The organism is Trueperella sp., assembly GCF_043424875.1.
Classification (GTDB): Bacteria; Actinomycetota; Actinomycetes; order Actinomycetales; family Actinomycetaceae; genus Trueperella.
Genome location: NZ_JBHWPL010000029.1, coordinates 1 through 17,522, shown reverse-complemented (window position 1 = coordinate 17,522; position 17,522 = coordinate 1). Strand labels below are relative to the sequence as shown.

Here is a 17,522-nt window from a genome sequence, read left to right as displayed (position 1 = left end):
TGATACGCCGCTTCGTCAGCGGCGGGGTGCGCGGTAGGCTAGGGCCGTGAGTGAATTACGCCCCGTACTTGTGATTGATAATGGTGCCCAGAACGCGCAACTCATTGCGCGCCGCGTGCGTGACGCCGGGTATTTCTCGGAGCTCGTGCCGCATTCGTGGTCTGTGGACAAGATTTTGGCGAAGGACCCGCAGGCGATCGTGCTCTCGGGCGGACCGTCGTCGGTGTATGCGGACGGCGCGCCCCAGCTGGATCGCGCGCTGCTCGAGGCGGGCGTGCCGGTGCTTGGCATTTGCTACGGGTTCCAGCAGATGACCCACGCGCTCGGTGGCACCGTGGAGCAGACCGGCAACCAGGAATACGGCCAAACGCGGGCGACGACGATCGCCGACGGCGTTCTGACCGGCCCCGCCGGCGCGGACGTGAACGTCTGGATGAGTCACGGGGACTCGGTGACGAAGGCACCCGAGGGCTTCACTGTGACGGCCAAGAGCGCCGGAGCCGAGGTGGCCGCGATCGAAAACGTGGAGGCCAAGCTGTTTGGCGTTCAGTGGCACCCCGAGGCGCAGCATTCCGAGCTCGGGCAGGAGCAGATTGAGGCGTTCTTGCGCGAGGGCGCGGGGCTGGAGCCGAACTGGTCGTCCGCATCGGTGATCGAGGATCAGATCGCGAAGATCCGCGAGCAGGTGGGGGATAAGCACGCGATCGTGGCCCTGTCTGGCGGCGTGGACTCGTCCGTGGCTGCGGCGCTCGTGCATCAGGCAATCGGCGATCAGCTCACGGCCGTGTTCGTAGATCACGGATTGCTGCGCAAGGGCGAAGCCGAGCAGGTGGTTCGCGATTACGCGGGCGCTCGCGGCATGCGGATTGTGGCAGTGGACGAATCGGAGCGTTTCCTCAGCGCGCTCGATGGCGTGACCGACCCGGAAACGAAGCGCAAGATCATCGGCCGTGAGTTCATCCGCTCCTTCGAGGCGGCGCAGCGCCGTTTGCTCGAGGAGGCCGGCTCGGAGGGCAAGGAGATCAAGTTCCTCGTGCAGGGCACGCTGTATCCCGACGTCGTGGAGTCGGGCGGCGGCGATGGCACGGCGAACATTAAGTCGCACCACAACGTGGGAGGGCTGCCCGAGGATCTGGACTTCGAGCTCGTGGAGCCGTTGCGCGATCTGTTCAAGGACGAGGTGCGTGCGATCGGCCAGGAGCTGGGCCTCGACGAGAAGCTCGTGTGGCGTCAGCCGTTCCCGGGCCCGGGCCTTGGCATTCGCGTAATCGGCGCCGTCAGCCGCGAGCGCCTCGACGTGCTTCGCGAGGCCGACGCCATCGTGCGCGAAGAGCTGACCGCCGCCGGGTTGGATCGCGAGATCTGGCAGTGTCCGGTGGTGCTGCTCGCTGACGTGCGATCGGTGGGCGTGCAAGGGGATGGCCGCACGTATGGCCACCCGATCGTGCTGCGCCCGGTGAGCTCGGAAGACGCGATGAGCGCCGAGTGGTCGCGAATCCCGTACGAGCTGCTCGCCAAGATCTCGAACCGCATCACCAATGAGGTCAAGGACATCAACCGCGTGGTCCTCGACGTCACGAGCAAGCCGCCGGGCACCATTGAGTGGGAGTAGCCGGCTGCCGGCCCCTGAGATGGCGGTAAGAAAGGTGAGCATATGAGAAACGCGGTGAGTGCACGCACGCTCCTCGCCGCCCTCGTGAGCCTTGGCGGCGTGATCGCCATGATCGTGGGGCTTGAGATTCCGGTGGTTCGCGGGTTGACCCAAGATCTGCCAAGCAGAACGGTTGGCATGCGCGTGTTCATGTGGGAGGGCAACCACCCGCTGCTATCGGTGGCGCTCACGATCGGCGTCGTCACCACGCTCTTCGTGACTCTTGCGGCGCTCAGATCCGTCCGTTTCCGCTGGTGGGCGGTGCTGTCCGCGCTCGTCACGCTCGCCTTGGGCACCTTGGCGTTTTTCGTTTTGAAGTACGACGTCTCCGGTGGCGTGCATGCCACGTATCAGGAGTTCGTGGACGTCACGGCCGCCGTCTTTTCGGGCGCGAGTGAGGGGCTGTCGAAGCCCGTCTTCTTTGCGGGCGCCGTGGCCACCCTTGTGGGACTCCCGCTGATTAAGGGCCCTGCGCGCTGGGTCAAGGCTGACGGGGATACTGACGGGGATGCCGAGGGTGATGCCGACGGCGCGGCCGACGGTAAGGCCTGACTGTCAGAGCTGACACTCAGAGCTGACGATCAGCGGCCAAATAGCGCGTAAAGCTCCTCGGCTCCGGCGCCTGAGCGATACCACGATTGATAGTCGCGCCAGAGCTGCCCGGTCACGCGCGGGATGGCAAGCATCCACAGTAGCGAGCCAATCAGGAGCGCGCCGCCTCCGTAGACGAGAACCGTGTCCGTATGCTCGCCTGCCACGAGCATGGCTACCACGACGACGATCGCTCCGATCATCGGCCCCGCCATTTGCGTAAGGGTCACCTCGCGGTGGGACTTGTGAAGACGAGCGAACTCCTCTTTCGTCAGGAGCGTCCGCGCCACCCGGAGAGTGTTTTGCTTCGTCCGATCGGCCTCAAGGGCGGCCCTTTGTTCTGGAGTCAGTGTCATGACGTCCTTCCCTCGCTATGCTGTAGCAATCCTAAACTAGACTCTAGTCTCAGCCAGCAGAAAGGTCGCTCATGGCAACCATCATTCGCGACGACGAACCCCTCGGCGAGTTCTTCGAGCCGCTACTGTCCAAGATTCCGGTTGAGGAAAATCGCGCGCGAGCTCTCGAGGTGCTCGAGTGGATCGAGGCGACGTTCCCGCAGCTGGGGTGGCGGATCGCGTGGAATCAGCCGATGGCCACCGACCACGGGACGTTCATCGTGGGATTTAGCTACGCCAAGAAGCATATGGCGGTGGCGCCCGAGTTCGCGGGCATGGAGAGATTCGCTGACGAGTTGGACGAGCGCGGCATCAGCCACGGCACGATGATGTTCCGGCTGCCGTGGGCGGATCCCGTACCGTTCGACCTGCTCGAAGACATCATCCGTTTCAATATCGAGGACAAGAAAGGCGTCTCGACCTTCTGGCGGAAGTAGCGCACTCCGGAGCTGGGGGACGAGCATCGTGACAGCGCGCCGGGTGTGAGCATCCGGGGTTGTCCACATCTCACGGGGTGCCTGACGGTATTTATCGGAGGCCTGATTTAGGCTGAAAGGGCTATGCCTGAACAGAATTTGTCCCCAGCCGATCGTCTGCGCGCCAAGATTTCCGCCGCGCAGCAAAGCAACAACCCCCGCATCTTCCGCGGCGGGCCACGCGTCGACCCCCTGAGTGAGACGAGGGAAGACCGCGGCCCAGATCAGACTGGCGGTACAGCTCAGACTGGTGGTACAGCTCAGACTGGCGGCACAGCAGGCCAAACTCACGGCGCGGGCAACGGCACGGCTCAGGTCCGCGCCGCCGATCGGGTCGTTCCGGATGCGAGGTGGGACAGCGCCCCGGCACACGACGAGCGGCCGAGCGGCAGCGATCTTTTGGTGGGCCTGAACCCGCAACAGCGCGAGGCGGTCACCCACGAGGGAGGCCACCTGCTCGTCGTCGCCGGTGCAGGATCAGGCAAAACCCGCGTCCTGACAACGCGTATCTCCTACATGATCGCCACGGGCCGCGTGCGCCCGTCGGAAGTCCTCGCAATCACGTTCACCAACAAGGCTGCCAAGGAGATGCGCGAGCGCCTCGAGCACATGATCGGCCCCACCGCGCGCCGCATGTGGATCTCCACGTTCCACTCGGCCTGCCTGCGCATTTTGCGTTCCGAACACAAGGCGCTCGGCATGCGATCCACGTTCACGATCTACGACGCGGCCGATTCGACCAGGCTCATGACGATGGTGGCTCGCGAGGAGAACATCGACACCAAGCAGCACCCGCCGAAGAAACTCCTGCGCCGCGTCTCCGACCTGAAGAACGAAATGATCGGCGCGGAGGAATTCGGGCGCGGCGAGCTCGATCGGGACGACGCCGTCGTCGCCGAAGCATATCTGGGATACCAGCGCCGCCTGCGCGCCGCGAATGCCGTGGATTTTGACGACCTCATCATGCTCACCGTCCAGCTGCTGCGCAACAATCCGCAGATTGCCGAGCATTACCGGCGTCGTTTCCGCCACGTGCTGGTGGACGAGTATCAGGACACGAACGTCGCCCAGTACGAGCTCATCCGCGAGTTGGTGGGGGACGCGAGCGACGAGCCGCACGGCGAGCTCACGGTGGTCGGCGACGCCGATCAGTCCATTTACGCCTTCCGTGGCGCAACGATCCGCAACATTCAGGATTTTGAGCAGGACTTCCCGAACGCCACATCGATCTTGCTTGAGCAGAACTACCGCTCCACGCAAAACATTCTCTCGGCCGCTAACGCCGTCATCTCAAACAACGCCGGCCGCCGCCCGAAGAGGCTGTGGACGGATTCGGGATCGGGCGAAAAGATCGTCGGGTACGTGGCGGATGCGGAGTCCGACGAGGCGTCGTTCGTCGTCGAAGAGATCGATACCCTGCGCGATCAGGGCATGAAGTACGGCGACATCGCGGTGTTCTACCGAACCAACGCGCAGTCGCGAGCGCTGGAGGAAATGTTCGTGCGCTCGGGCATTCCCTACAAGGTGGTCGGCGGCACGAAGTTCTACGAGCGCAAGGAAATCAAGGATGCGATTGCCTACCTGCAGGCGATTGCGAATCCGGATGACACCGTGTCGATCCGCCGCATCCTCAACGAGCCGCGCCGCGGCCTGGGGGCGAAGGCCGAGGACACGGTCGCGATGCACGCCGCACGCTGGGGGATCTCCTTCGGTGCGGCGCTGACCGACGTCGCGCACCCGGACGCCGCGGTCGAGGCCGGCCGCTCGCCCGTGGATGGCTTGCAGGCTCGCGCCGCAAACTCGATGACCCAGTTCGTGGAGATGCTCGAGGACATTCGCGCCAAGGCGGAGGCGGGCGGCGATCCTGCCGACATCTTGGACGAGGTCATGGACCGCTCCACCTATCTGGCCACCTTGCAAAAGTCGAACGACCCGCAGGACGAGGTCCGGGTCGAAAATCTTGCCGAGCTGCATTCGGTGGCCTCGGACTTCAGCGTCGTCAACGACGGGGGCACGCTCGAGGACTTCCTCGATCAGGTCTCGCTCGTCGCCGACGCCGACCAGATTCCAGACGCCGACGGCGGCGAGGGCGAGGTGGTCCTCATGACCGTTCACACCGCCAAGGGCCTCGAATTCCCCGCCGTGTTCGTGACGGGTATGGAAGATGGCACGTTCCCGCACATCCGCGCCATGAACTCACCCGACGAGCTCGAGGAGGAGCGCCGCCTGGCCTACGTGGCATTCACGCGCGCTCGCCAGCGTCTGTACATCACGCGCGCCGGCTCACGCTCGCAGTGGGGCGCCCCGCAGGAGCTGCCCGCCTCGCGTTTCCTCGAGGAGATTCCCGACGAGACGATCGACTGGCGCCGCGACGAATCGTCGATGCAGACCCTGCGCGGATCCAGCGGCTGGGGGCGTTCGCGGTATAACAAGACGTGGAATGACGACGACGATTTCGCTCCGGCTTTCGGCACCGGCACGGGTCGCAAACTCGGCAGGTCGAGCGCCGCCGCCGGATCCCCGGCGTTCAAGCCTGGCAAGTTTGGCGAGTCCGCGGCGGACTCCACGCCCGCGGCGGCCGTCCCGGAGACGGGTGGCTTGGCCGTGGGGGACACGGTGCGCCACAAGTCGTTCGGTGTGGGCAAGGTGCTTTCCTTCGAAGGCAAGGGCAAGTCCACCATCGCGAAGGTGAAGTTCAATTCCGGGCCGACCAAGCGCCTCATGCTGAGGTTCGCACCATTGGATAAGGCATGAGCGAGTACGGATTGCGCACCCCGCGGCGGCCAGGTGGAGGAGACCCTCCGCCGAGGCGCGTCCAGCGCGAGCCCGGCCAGTCGCATCAGGGGCGTGAGCCTCGTGATCCGGTCGGCCGCAGGAGGCCCGGCCCGAAGCGCACCGTCAAAGCTCTGCGCTCGACGATGGCCGATCACGGCGGATACATCAAGGGCCTCGATGGCCTGCGCGCGCTCGCCGTCATCGCCGTCATCTTGTATCACGTCTTCCCGGCGGGGGTGCGCGGCGGATTCCTCGGCGTCGACGTCTTCTTCGTCATCTCCGGCTTCCTCATCACCACGCTGCTTTTGCGCGAGGATCGCACGTACAACTTCATTGACCTGAAAGGGTTTTGGCAGCGTCGCATTCGCAGGCTGATACCCGCGCTGGTCCTGCTCATCGTCGTCGTTATCCCGGCGGCGCTCGCTGTGCACCGCGATCTCCTCGTTGGCTCACCGCGGCAGGTCCTGGGCGCGCTGACGTTCTCGACGAACTGGCTCGAAATCGCGCACGGCTCGTCGTACTTCGACCAAACCACGCCGAACCTCTTTAAGAACCTGTGGTCGCTGGCGATTGAAGAACAGTTCTATCTGCTCTGGCCCCTCATCATGATCGTTGTGCTCGCCCTGCTGCTGACGTGGAAGTCGCGCCTCGCGCTCGCCGCCGCGCTGGCGCTCGGCTCCGCCGGCCTCATGATGGTGCTCTACAACGGCAACAACCTCACCAACCTCTACTACGGCACGCACACCCACTCGTTCGGCATTTCCATCGGCGTGGGCCTCGCGTTCATCTGGTCGGATCCCCGCGCCACAGTGCTCGGCCGCCACCACTGGCGCCGATACAGCTCGTGGTACGGCTGGGCGGCGCTCGCGATCCTGCTCGTGTTCATGGGCATCATGCCCGATACGGGCCCGTGGGGGTACCTCGGCGGGATGTTCCTCGCCTCGGCCGTCACTGCCGTCATCATCGCCGCGATGCTCGCCCCTGACTCCGTCTTCGCCGTGATCGGCGAAGGAAAGGTCGTGCGCTGGATCGGAACACGATCGTATGGCCTGTACCTGTGGCATTGGCCGGCGCTCGTCATCGTCTCGGTGCTCTGGCCGGCGGCACTTGGCTCAGGGGAGTACCTCGCGCGCTCCGCGGTCGCGCTCCTTGTCACCGGCGTCATTTGCGAACTGTCCTACCGCTTCGTGGAGACTCCGATCCGGAAGAAGGGCATCCGCGAGTCGGTGTGGCAGATGCGCGACGCCGTTACGCAGACGGTTCTCGGCAAGCTCGGCGCGCTCGTGGTGGGCGGACTCGTCGTCGCCACCGCGGTCGGCCTCATCGTGGCTCCCGCAAAGAGCCAGACCCAGATCATGATCGAGGAACAGGAAGCTCACACGGCGATCGAGAGCGTCGAAGAGGAATCCGCACTCGACGTCGACATCCTGCCCCCACCTGAGGAACACTCGGCGAACCTCGATACCTCCATGCCCACGTGGCCCGAGGTGACGGCGATCGGCGACTCGATGGTCGTGGCCTCGAAGACGGGGCTGGAAGCCGCGATGCCGGGGATGAACTTCCACGCGGAGTCGAACCTCAAGTGGTCGGACGCGCTCGCCGTCGTCGAATCCGGCCTAGCCAACGACTCGATCGGCCGCGCCGTCATCATCCACTTCGGAACGAACGCCGGGATCCCCGACGAAAGCGTCGTCTACCGCGTCATTCAGACCCTTGGCCCGGAGCGGATGATCCTGCTCGTCAATCTGTATTCGCCCTCCACCTTCATCGACGATTCGAACGCGATCCTCGCGAAAGTTGCCGACGAGTATCCCAACGTGACGCTCGTGGATTGGCACGCGGCGGCGTCGGAGAATCCGGAATTACTCCAAGTTGACCAAACCCACACGTCGCTCGAGGGCGCGAATTTTTACGGAAACCTCATGTCCGATTCGATCGCTGACTTTTCGGCGGAGCTTTCCGGGGTGAACGGCGAGGTTTCGGGGACGGAAACGACGCCGTCGGGCTAGTTCCCGCCAAGGTCTCGTCAGCTTTCAGTCAGGGTAAGAAGATCAATTAAAATCGGTGTTTTCGCGCGCGATCTTGGGTATGCTCGAAGAGATGTCTCGACGCCGAGACAATCGCGGACATTCGCCAAGCGAAAGGACACTTCGTGGATCTCTACGAGTACCAAGCGCGCGATCTCTTTGCCAAGCACGGAGTGCCCGTGCTTGCTGGCAAGGTCGCATCGACTCCAGAAGAAGCATTTGACGCAGCGACGGAGCTGCTGAAGGAAGGCGACCTCGTGGTCGTCAAGGCCCAGGTCAAGACCGGTGGGCGTGGCAAGGCGGGAGGCGTCAAGTTAGCGCGCACCGCAGAAGAAGCACGTGAAAAGGCCAACCAGATCCTCGGAATGGATATCAAGGGCCACACCGTGCACCGCGTTCTCATTGCGGACGGTGCGGAGATCGCGGAGGAGTATTACTTCTCGATCCTGCTCGACCGTTCCGAGCGCCGCTATCTTGCCATGTGCTCGGTCGAGGGTGGTGTGGAGATTGAGCAGCTCGCAGTGGAGCGCCCCGAGGCACTCGCGCGCATCGGAGTCGATCCGAACGTCGGGATCGACGAGGCGAAGGCGAAGGAAATCGTGGACGCCGCCGGCTTCGATGAGGATCTCAAGGATCAGGTCATCGACGTCATCATCAAGTTGTGGGACGTCTACACGAAGGAAGACGCCACGCTGGTGGAGGTCAACCCGCTCGTCAAGAGCGCCGAGGGCAAGATCATCGCGCTTGATGGCAAGGTGACGCTTGACGACAACGCGGCATTCCGCCACGAGGATCACGAAGCGCTCGTTGATAAGCAGACGGAGAACCCGCTCGAGGCGAAGGCCAAGGCGCTTGATCTCAACTACGTCAAGCTTGAGGGTGGCTCGGTCGGAATCATCGGTAACGGTGCTGGACTCGTCATGTCGACCCTTGACGTCGTTGCCTATGCGGGCGAGCAGTACGGCGCGGGCCCGGCAAACTTCCTTGACATCGGCGGTGGCGCATCGGCCACGGTCATGTCGAACGGCCTCGACGTCGTCCTCAACGATCCGGACGTCAAGTCCGCGTTCGTCAACGTCTTCGGCGGAATCACGGCATGTGACGAGGTTGCTCGCGGCATCGTTGCGGCACTCGATATCCTCGGCGACACGGCAGATAAGCCGATCGTGGTGCGCCTAGATGGAAACCGCGTCGAGGAAGGCCGCGCGATTCTCGCCGAGGCAAACCACCCGCTGGTGATCCTGGTCGACACGATGGATGGCGCTGCCGCGAAGGCAGCCGAGCTGGCAGCAAAGTAGGGGTATTCAATGGCTATTTTTCTAACGAAGGACGACAAGGTTATCGTCCAGGGAATCACCGGTTCTGAGGGTCAGAAGCACACCAAGCGCATGCTTGGCGCGGGCACCCAGATCGTGGGTGGTACGAACCCGCGCAAGGCTGGCCAGACGGTGGACTTTGACGTGGAGCCGATTGGCTACGGCAAGGAGGAGCGCGAGGCTCAGTCCGTGTCCGTCCCAGTCTTCGGCACGGTTCAGGAGGCGAAGGATGAGACGGGCGCCGAGGTGTCCGTGATCTTCGTTCCGCCGGCTTTCGCCAAGGCTGCCGTGATCGAGGCTGTCGACGCCGGAATGCGGCTCGTCGTCATCATCACCGAGGGCATTCCGGTCAAGGATTCCTCGGAGTTCTTCACCTACGCTCAGGACAAGGGCGTTCAGCTCATCGGCCCGAACTGCCCGGGAATCATTACCCCCGGCCAGTCGAACGTGGGCATCACGCCTCCGGACATCACGGGCCCGGGCAAGATCGGCCTCGTGTCGAAGTCCGGAACGCTGACCTACCAGATGATGTACGAGCTGTCGGACATCGGCATCTCGACGGCGATCGGCATCGGCGGCGATCCCATCATCGGCACCACCCACATCGACGCACTCAAGGCGTTTGAGGAGGATCCGGAGACGGAACTCATCGTCATGATCGGTGAGATTGGTGGCGACGCCGAGGAGCGCGCGGCCGCCTACATCAAGGACAACGTGACGAAGCCCGTTGTTGGCTACGTTGCTGGCTTCACGGCTCCCGAGGGCAAGACGATGGGCCACGCTGGCGCGATCGTCTCGGGCTCGGCGGGCACGGCTGCCGCGAAGAAGGAGGCCCTCGAGGCCGTCGGCGTCAAGGTGGGCAAGACCCCCACTGAGACCGCCAACCTTGCACGCGAGCTCCTGAAGTAAACCCTGCGCATAGCGCTGGAGACGCACAGAGGCCGGACGGGACATCCCGTCCGGCCTCTGTGCGTATCCGGCCGTTAGGCCTCTGTGTGTAACCTACCGTTCGGCCTCTGTGTGTAACCTGCCGTTCGGTCACTGTACCGGGGGCGTGAGCAACACGCCGTTACCGCCTTTCGATGTGTACGCGGTGTTCGGGGAACGATGGAGGAGTGAAAACCATCGATCTCTCCCGAGAAATTGTGGCCGCCCGCGGCGCCCTTGCCGCGCCGTTTTTCACGTGGCTGGCGATGGTGACTTTCACGATCGCCTTTTACACGCTGAGTGCCTCGGCGCCCATGCTCGGGGACAACACGTGGACGGACGCCGCCCGACTCGGCACCGGCTGGTGGATGACGGCGCTCGGTGGCGATACCGACGTGACGGGCGTGCGCATTTCACTCATGCCGCTGACGATCACCCTTATCATCATCTACGCGAGCTACGTGGCGTGTCGCAGGCGCGAGGTGTCCTCGTGGAGTGAGATCGCGGCGGTTGCTCTCGCCCAGGCGGCCGTCGTCGGCGTCATTGGCCTAACCGTTCGGCCAGAAGGCGCCTGGTGGCCCGCGGTCATCGGCGCGTTCGCGATCGGATTTGCGGCAGCGACGTTCGCTGCTCGCTACTACGTGGTGCGCTGGGAGTGGCTCTACCTGGCCTCCGACCGCACGCGACTCCTGCTGCGCGCCCTCGCGCTTGCCGGAACGGCCGTGCTGGTGCTGGCCGTCATCATGGGCTGGTCGCGCATCGTGCAGATCCACGGTTACTACCTAACGGGCGTTGTGGGGAGCGTCGGGCTCGTCCTGTTCCAGATCGCGTACCTGCCGGTGGGGCTCGTGTGGGCGCTGGCGTGGCTTATGGGGGCAGGCTTTGCCGTGGGGGCGGGGACCCAGTTCTCGGTTCTTGGCGTCGAATCCGCTCCGCTGCCCGCGATTCCACTCCTTGGCGCTCTGCCGCAGGTTTCCGATGGCCTTCCGTGGGTGCTCGGCGTGGTCGCCGCCGTCTTCCTCGTGCTCGGCGTCATCGCCACGCGCCGCGAGGATACGGACCTCAAGCGATCCCTGATCAACGCGGCCGTTGCCGCGATCGTCGCGGCGCTCGTCGTCGCCGTCCTGGGGCTCATGACAACCGGCGCGATCGGACCCGAACGCATGGCAACCACCGGCCCGGTGCCGGCCGAACTGTTCGGACTCACGCTGCTACTGGTCGGATTGCCGTTCGTGCTCGGCACCCTCGTCTCGCACGAGGATTCGATCGCGTACGTGCGCGGCCGTGCTGACGAGCAGAAGGACAAGCGCGCACGCGCAGCCGCCGCGCAGGAGTCGGCCGAGACGCCAGACCGAAGCGTGGACAGCTAACCAGCCAGAGTGTGAGACGTCCGTAGACTGGTGTCATCGCCGCATCAGGAGGTTTCATTGGCACGTCGCGCCCTCATTTCCGTTTCTGACAAGAGCGGAATCACCGAATTTGCATCAGCCCTCAGCCAGGCAGGCTACGAACTCATTTCCACCGGATCAACGGCCGCGCTCATCGCCGATGCCGGCGTCCCGGTCACCCCGGTCGAGGACGTGACTGGTTTCCCCGAATCCTTCGACGGCAGGGTGAAAACGCTCCACCCGAAGATCCACGGCGGGATCCTTGCGCGCCGCGACATCCACGGCGAGCAGATGGCCGAGCTTGGCGTCGAGCCGATCGATATCGTCGTCGTGAATCTCTACCCGTTCCGCGAAACGGTGGCGGCCGGAGCCAGCTTCGAAGATGCCATCGAGCAGATCGACATCGGCGGCCCGGCCATGGTGCGGGCGGCGGCGAAGAACCACCGCGACGTGGCGATCGTGACCGACCCGTCGCAGTACGAGCAGGTGGCCGCGGCTCTCGCAGACGGCCTCACTCCCGAGTTCCGCCGCGAACTCGCAGCGGCCGCATACACGATGACGGCGAGCTACGACGTGGCAGTGGCCGGCTGGTTCGCCGAGCAGGTGGGCGCCGGCGATGCCTACCAGCTTCCGGAAACGGTCACCGCGCAGTGGTCCAAGCTGGCGGACCTGCGATACGGCGAGAACCCCCACCAGGGCGCGGCCCTCTACGGCGACTCCTCGGGCGCGGGCCTGGCCTACGCCGAGCTGCTGGGCGGCAAGCCGATGAGCTTCAACAACTACCAAGACACCGAAGCGGCCATCCGCGCCGCCTACGACCACGAGCCGCCCGCCGTCGCCGTCGTCAAGCATGCCAACCCGTGCGGAGTTGCAATCGGCGACGACGTCCGCGAGGCACACGAGCGCGCTCACGCGTGCGATCCGGTTTCGGCATACGGGGGAGTGGTCGCCGCAAATCGCACGGTGACGAAGGACTTCGCCGAGCAGCTCGCCCCGATTTTTACGGAGGTGATCGCCGCTCCGGACTTCGAGGAAGACGCGCTCGCGGTGCTCCAGACGAAGAAGAACCTGCGCATCGTAAAAGTCAACCCGGAGCTTCCCGAGCTCGACGTGGTGCCAATCAGCGGCGGCGCCGTCATCCAGGAACGCGACGAGCTCGACCCGGGCAGGGACTCCGCCGCGGGATGGGAGCTCGTGGCCGGCGAGGAAGCCGACGACGCCACGCGCGCGGAGCTCGAATTCGCGTGGCGGGCCGTGCGATGCGTGAAGTCGAACGCGATCCTGCTCGCGAACGGCGGCGCGACGGTGGGCATCGGCATGGGCCAGGTCAACCGCGTGGATTCGTGCCGACTCGCCGTCGAGCGCGCAAACACGCTGGGTGAGGGAGCGGAGCGCGCGCGAGGAGCGGTTGCCGCGTCGGACGCGTTCTTCCCGTTCGCCGACGGACTACAAGTACTCATCGATGCGGGCGTGCGCGCCGTCGTCCAACCGGGCGGCTCCATCCGCGACGACGAGGTGATCGAGGCCGCTCAAGCCGCCGGAATCACGATGTACCTCACTCACACGAGGCACTTTGCGCACTGACGGATTAGACTCGCATCGAGGCGACCCGAGATTGAGTATGAGCGAGACCCAGCACGAGAAGTATGCCGGCGGCAAGTTTCCGCCGGTGATCGTCTACGCCGCCTTGCTCGTGTGGCTCGGCATCGTCGTCGCGATCGGCTACATGGTGGATGTGCGCACGGCGTCGTACGCGCTGGCCGGCTCGCTCCTCGTGCTCGCGCTCGCGCGGCTCGTCCTGCCCACCGGCGCGATCCCGCGCATTCGCTCGAAAGCGCACGACGCCGGCATCGCAACCATCTTCGCCGTGCTCCTGGTTGCGCTGGCGCGGTGGGGAAACAGCCCGCCCGTCTAGGGCCTACTCCTCGTCGAGGATAGGTAGGGGATCGAGCGTGAGATCGGCTTCCTGGTCGGAGACGACGTAGAGGACCTCCTTGAGCGGGAGGTACCACGGGTCGTAGGGGAGGCGGTCCTCCATGTCGATCAGCTCGGGCATGTGAGCGGCCGGGCGTGACTGGATCTTCCCGTCGATCATACCCACATGGTACGAACCGTGGCGGCCGTCGTCGAGCTGCTGCTGGAGCTTATTCATCGCCGCGCTGACCAGACGCACGGCAAGCGTACGATCGAACGGCACGGGGTTGCCGCCCTGCTGGGCGTGGCCCAAGATCACCGAGCGCACGTCGAACAGGTGCCCGCCCTCTTCCTCGAAGATATTGCCCATGACGTCGGCGCTGTAGTACTCCGAGGCGTCCTCGTTACGAACCACGAGGTAGAGCTGGCGGCCCGAGTCGAAGGATCGGATCATCTTGCGCGTGTCCTTGGCGAGCTGGCTCAGCGTCACGCCGTCTTCATACAGGTAGACCTGTTCGGCGCCCGTGGTCAGGCCGCTCATCAGCGCGAGGTAGCCGCACTTGCGGCCCATCGTTTCGACGACGAAGCAGCGCCGCGAGGCCGATGCGGACTGGCGGATGCGGTCGATCGTCTCCGTGTCCCAATTCAGTGTGGTGTCCGCGCCGATCGAGAACTGGGAGCCGGGCAGATTGTTGTCAATCGAGGCAGGCACGAGCACAATCGGGATCTTGAACGCGGGGTAGCGCTCCTGCTCGCGCTGCATCTCGTAGACCATCTTGTAGCCCTTGAAACCGCCGATGACGATCAGGCCGTCGAGCTTGGCCTCCTCGATCGCGCGGCCGAGTGCGTAATAGCGGTCGATCTCCGGGATCGTGCGGCGGGTGCCGAGGTAGGCGCCGCCCTCTTCGGCCCAGCCTTCCACGTCGTGCCACTTGAGTTCGCGGATGTTCCCGTCGATCAGACCCGGGAAGCCTCCTTCGATGCCGAGCATCCTGTAGCCGCGGTCGATGCCCAGCTTCACAGCGGCGCGCGCTGCCGGGTTCATGCCGGGGGCGAGCCCGCCGGCATGCAGAATGCCGATTCGCTTGGCATCGTCCGAGCGCTCGCGCGCCTCGGGGGACGACAGCGTGGCAAACAGGTCAACCATCTCGCGGTAATGACCACCGCGGGAGGCCAGCGCCGCATCCCAGTCGCCCTCTTCCAAGTATTTCTTCACCTGGCGCGTCTTCGAAATCGCTTCCATCATCGGCAGGCGCTTGAGCTGGTTGCGCTGCGTGCCGATAATCATCGGCTCCGTGTCCTGCGTGGCGTGGACCATTTCGTAGGCCGCCGTGTAGCCGAGCAGGGTGGGCATCCAGCGGTCGTATGCAGAGGGTGTGCCACCGCGTTGAACGTGGCCGAGCGAGGTGATGCGGGCATCCTCGCCCATGCGGTCCTTCAGAGCCACGCGGACGTCGTCGGCGGAAATCGGGTTCCCGGCGCGATCCGTGGCGCCCTCGGCGATGACGATGAGCGAATCGCGGCGCCCGTTGGCGCGGCCGCGGCGCAGCTTCTCGGCGAGCTCGCCCTCCCAGCCTTCGGCGGGCGGAAGTTCGGGGATGAAGACGTAATCGCAGCCGCCGGCGATCGCCGACATGAGGGCGAGGTAGCCGCAGCGGCGGCCCATGACCTCGATGATGAACGTGCGCTGGTGGGAGGCCGCCGTCGCCTGAATTGCGTCAATGGCTTCGATGATGCGGTGGAGGGCGGAGTCGGCGCCCACGGTCATGTCGGTTCCCACGAGGTCGTTGTCGATTGAGCCAACGACGCCGGCGACCATCAGCTTCTCGTGCGTTTCGGCTTCCTCGGGGGTTACGTCGCCCTCGTCGACGAGCTCGCGAAGGAGGTCGGGCCACAGCTGGCGCAGTTCGTCTGCGCCGGTCAGCGTGCCGTCGCCGCCGATGATCACCAGGCGGTCGATGCCGTGCTTGACGAAGTTCTTCACGGCCTTCTTCATGCCGGAGCGCTCGCGGAACTCGTCCGAGCGAGCCGTTCCGATGGCCGTACCACCCTTGTTGATCGTGGAGGAGACGTCATTCCACGTCATCTTCTTGATGAGGTCCCCGCCTTCGACCGGGCCGCGCCATCCCTCAAAGAATGCGTAGGGCTCGGCGCCGAGTTGAAGCGCTGTGCGCACGACCGCGCGAACGATTGCGTTCATTCCCTGCGCGTCGCCGCCCGAGGTCAGGACGCCAATTTTCACCTTTGGTGCTGCCGTGTCGGTGCTATCTGTCAAGACATCTCCTTCGTCGAAAGCTGCCTTTTGATTCTCTCACATTTGATTGAGGATTCTTGGATAGTATGTTTATACCTTTTGGGCTTTTATAGGAGTGACATGACAACCCCGATTGATGCAACTCTCACCGACGCGTGGAGCCGCCTTGACCAGCTGCATTCGAAACTCAACGTGGATTTCCGTCAGTGGTTTGAAGACGAGGCTCGCGCCGAAAAGTTTACTTACCAGGCAGGCGACCTCTTCGTTGATATGTCGAAGTCGTACCTGACTGACGACATCAAGGCAGCACTGCTCGAGCTCGCCGAGCAGGTCAAGATTGAGCAGCGCCGCGACGCGATGGTCAGCGGCGAAAAGATCAACGTGACCGAAGACCGCGCCGTTCTCCATACGGCGCTGCGCCGCGAGAAGGGCGACGAGGTGCTCGTCGACGGCGAGAACGTGATGCCGCAGGTCCACGAGGTTTTGGACCGCATGTATGCGTTCGCTGATTCGGTGCGTGACGGATCGTGGACGGGCGTGACCGGCAAGCCGATGAAGACGATCGTCAACGTGGGCATCGGCGGTTCGGATCTGGGGCCGGTCATGGCCTACGAGGCGCTCAAGCCGTACGTGCAGGAGGGCTTGGAGTGCCGGTTCATCTCCAACATTGATCCCACGGACGTGTCGGAGACGCTCAAGGATCTCGATCCGGAGACGACCCTCGTGATCGTCGCCTCGAAGACGTTCACCACGCTCGAGACGCTGACGAACGCGCGCCAGGTGCGCTCGTGGCTGCTGGAGAATCTAGAAAAGCAGGGTGCTCCGACGGACGGCGCTGTGGCCAAGCACTTTATCGCCGTCTCGACGAATCTGGAGAAGGTGGAGGAGTTCGGTATCGATCCGGACAATGCCTTCGGATTCTGGGATTGGGTCGGTGGCCGCTACTCGGTGGATTCCGCCGTCGGTATGCCGCTGGCGATCGCGATTGGCCCGCAGGCGTTCTCGAATTTCCTCGGCGGCTTCCGCATGATGGATACGCACTTTGTTTCGGCTCCGGTTGAGCGCAACGTGCCACTCCTCATGGGCCTGCTCAACATCTTCTACGTGAACTTTGTGGGCGCTCCGACGCACGCGGTCCTACCGTATTCGCAGTACCTGCACCGCTTCCCGGCCTACCTCCAGCAGCTGACAATGGAGTCGAACGGTAAGCGCGTGCGCTGGGATGGTTCGCCGGTGACGTCCGCGACCGGCGAGGTCTTCTGGGGAGAACCGGGCACGAACGGCCAGCACGCGTTCTACCAGCTGATCCATCAGGGAACTCAGCTCGTACCGGCCGATTTCATCGCGTTTGCGAACCCGACCTTCCCGCTCAAGGACGGCGATAACGACCAGCACGAGCTCTTCCTCGGCAATTTCTTCGGCCAGACGAAGGCGCTCGCGTTTGGCAAGAGCGCTGACGAAGTTCGCGCCGAGGGCGTGGATGAGGCGTTGGTGAGCGCTCGCGAATTCCCGGGCAACAAGCCGACCACCTCAATCATGGCGCCGTCGCTGACGCCGTCGGTGCTGGGCCAGCTCATCGCGTTGTACGAGCACATCACGTTCGTCCAGGGCATCGTGTGGGGTATCGACTCCTTCGACCAGTGGGGCGTTGAGCTCGGCAAGCAGATGGCCAACGAACTCACGGACGCCGTGGCTGGCGATGAGGAGGCGATCGCGAAGCAGGATTCTTCCACGCGCGGCCTCATCAACTACTACCTAGACAAGCGCACCAAGTAGGCGCTCACTCTCGCGCGGGGGGGGTTGCCCGA

Annotated in this window: 13 protein-coding genes; 11 read left to right on the top strand and 2 right to left on the bottom strand. The window is 64.3% G+C overall.

What is annotated here, in order from left to right:
• Positions 1-46 precede the first annotated feature (46 nt).
• Both guaA and ACHFFR_RS02690 read left to right on the top strand, forming a co-directional pair.
• The gene (guaA, locus tag ACHFFR_RS02695) at positions 47-1,612 is read left to right on the top strand and encodes a glutamine-hydrolyzing GMP synthase (RefSeq protein WP_394262734.1); all 1,566 of its coding nucleotides are present in this window, start codon (positions 47-49) and stop codon (positions 1,610-1,612) included.
• 42 nt (positions 1,613-1,654) lie between these two features.
• Positions 1,655-2,203, top strand: a complete 549-nt coding sequence (locus tag ACHFFR_RS02690) for a hypothetical protein (RefSeq protein ID WP_394262733.1) — start codon at positions 1,655-1,657, stop codon at positions 2,201-2,203.
• Between the two features lie 29 nt (positions 2,204-2,232).
• Here the strand turns inward: ACHFFR_RS02690 and ACHFFR_RS02685 are convergent, their stop codons facing one another.
• Positions 2,233-2,598: a hypothetical protein gene (locus ACHFFR_RS02685; protein ID WP_394262732.1), complete on the bottom strand. Its 366-nt coding sequence runs from the start codon at positions 2,596-2,598 to the stop codon at positions 2,233-2,235.
• Between the two features lie 71 nt (positions 2,599-2,669).
• Between ACHFFR_RS02685 and ACHFFR_RS02680 the strand changes: the two genes are divergently transcribed.
• The 8 genes from ACHFFR_RS02680 (at position 2,670) to ACHFFR_RS02645 (ending at position 13,461) form a co-directional block, all read left to right on the top strand.
• Positions 2,670-3,074, top strand: coding sequence for an iron chaperone (locus tag ACHFFR_RS02680; protein WP_394262731.1), 405 nt, complete (start codon positions 2,670-2,672; stop codon positions 3,072-3,074).
• 123 nt (positions 3,075-3,197) lie between these two features.
• Positions 3,198-5,867: a DNA helicase PcrA gene (pcrA, locus tag ACHFFR_RS02675; RefSeq protein WP_394262730.1), complete on the top strand. Its 2,670-nt coding sequence runs from the start codon at positions 3,198-3,200 to the stop codon at positions 5,865-5,867.
• Entirely contained in the window at positions 5,864-7,897 is a 2,034-nt protein-coding gene (locus tag ACHFFR_RS02670; protein WP_394262729.1) for an acyltransferase family protein, read from the top strand. Before pcrA ends, ACHFFR_RS02670 begins: the two co-directional genes overlap by 4 nt.
• A gap of 143 nt (positions 7,898-8,040) precedes the next feature.
• Positions 8,041-9,213: an ADP-forming succinate--CoA ligase subunit beta gene (gene sucC / locus ACHFFR_RS02665; RefSeq protein WP_394262728.1), complete on the top strand. Its 1,173-nt coding sequence runs from the start codon at positions 8,041-8,043 to the stop codon at positions 9,211-9,213.
• A 9-nt stretch (positions 9,214-9,222) separates the two neighbouring features.
• The gene (sucD, locus tag ACHFFR_RS02660) at positions 9,223-10,140 is read left to right on the top strand and encodes a succinate--CoA ligase subunit alpha (RefSeq protein ID WP_394262727.1); all 918 of its coding nucleotides are present in this window, start codon (positions 9,223-9,225) and stop codon (positions 10,138-10,140) included.
• Between the two features lie 206 nt (positions 10,141-10,346).
• The gene (locus tag ACHFFR_RS02655) at positions 10,347-11,528 is read left to right on the top strand and encodes a DUF6350 family protein (RefSeq protein WP_394262726.1); all 1,182 of its coding nucleotides are present in this window, start codon (positions 10,347-10,349) and stop codon (positions 11,526-11,528) included.
• Positions 11,529-11,585: 57 nt separating this feature from the next.
• Positions 11,586-13,130, top strand: coding sequence for a bifunctional phosphoribosylaminoimidazolecarboxamide formyltransferase/IMP cyclohydrolase (gene purH, locus ACHFFR_RS02650; RefSeq protein ID WP_394262725.1), 1,545 nt, complete (start codon positions 11,586-11,588; stop codon positions 13,128-13,130).
• 37 nt (positions 13,131-13,167) lie between these two features.
• Entirely contained in the window at positions 13,168-13,461 is a 294-nt protein-coding gene (locus ACHFFR_RS02645; protein ID WP_394262724.1) for a DUF3017 domain-containing protein, read from the top strand.
• Between the two features lie 3 nt (positions 13,462-13,464).
• Here ACHFFR_RS02645 and ACHFFR_RS02640 read toward each other — a convergent pair whose 3' ends face one another.
• Positions 13,465-15,735 (bottom strand): 6-phosphofructokinase, encoded by a 2,271-nt coding sequence (locus tag ACHFFR_RS02640; protein WP_394262723.1) that lies wholly within the window; start codon positions 15,733-15,735, stop codon positions 13,465-13,467.
• Between the two features lie 99 nt (positions 15,736-15,834).
• Here ACHFFR_RS02640 and pgi point away from each other — a divergent pair, with 99 nt between their 5' ends.
• Positions 15,835-17,490 carry a glucose-6-phosphate isomerase gene (pgi, locus tag ACHFFR_RS02635; protein WP_394262722.1) on the top strand — a complete coding sequence of 552 codons (1,656 nt, stop codon included), beginning with the start codon at positions 15,835-15,837 and terminating at the stop codon, positions 17,488-17,490.
• The last annotated feature ends 32 nt before the right edge of the window (positions 17,491-17,522 follow it).

Coding starts and splice junctions, on each gene's coding strand:
- pcrA (WP_394262730.1), top strand. CDS start 3,198: ATGCCTGAACAGAATTTGTCCCCAGCCGATCGTCTGCGCGCCAAGATT.
- ACHFFR_RS02690 (WP_394262733.1), top strand. CDS start 1,655: ATGAGAAACGCGGTGAGTGCACGCACGCTCCTCGCCGCCCTCGTGAGC.
- ACHFFR_RS02685 (WP_394262732.1), bottom strand. CDS start 2,598: ATGACACTGACTCCAGAACAAAGGGCCGCCCTTGAGGCCGATCGGACG.
- ACHFFR_RS02670 (WP_394262729.1), top strand. CDS start 5,864: ATGAGCGAGTACGGATTGCGCACCCCGCGGCGGCCAGGTGGAGGAGAC.
- pgi (WP_394262722.1), top strand. CDS start 15,835: ATGACAACCCCGATTGATGCAACTCTCACCGACGCGTGGAGCCGCCTT.
- sucD (WP_394262727.1), top strand. CDS start 9,223: ATGGCTATTTTTCTAACGAAGGACGACAAGGTTATCGTCCAGGGAATC.
- ACHFFR_RS02645 (WP_394262724.1), top strand. CDS start 13,168: ATGAGCGAGACCCAGCACGAGAAGTATGCCGGCGGCAAGTTTCCGCCG.
- ACHFFR_RS02680 (WP_394262731.1), top strand. CDS start 2,670: ATGGCAACCATCATTCGCGACGACGAACCCCTCGGCGAGTTCTTCGAG.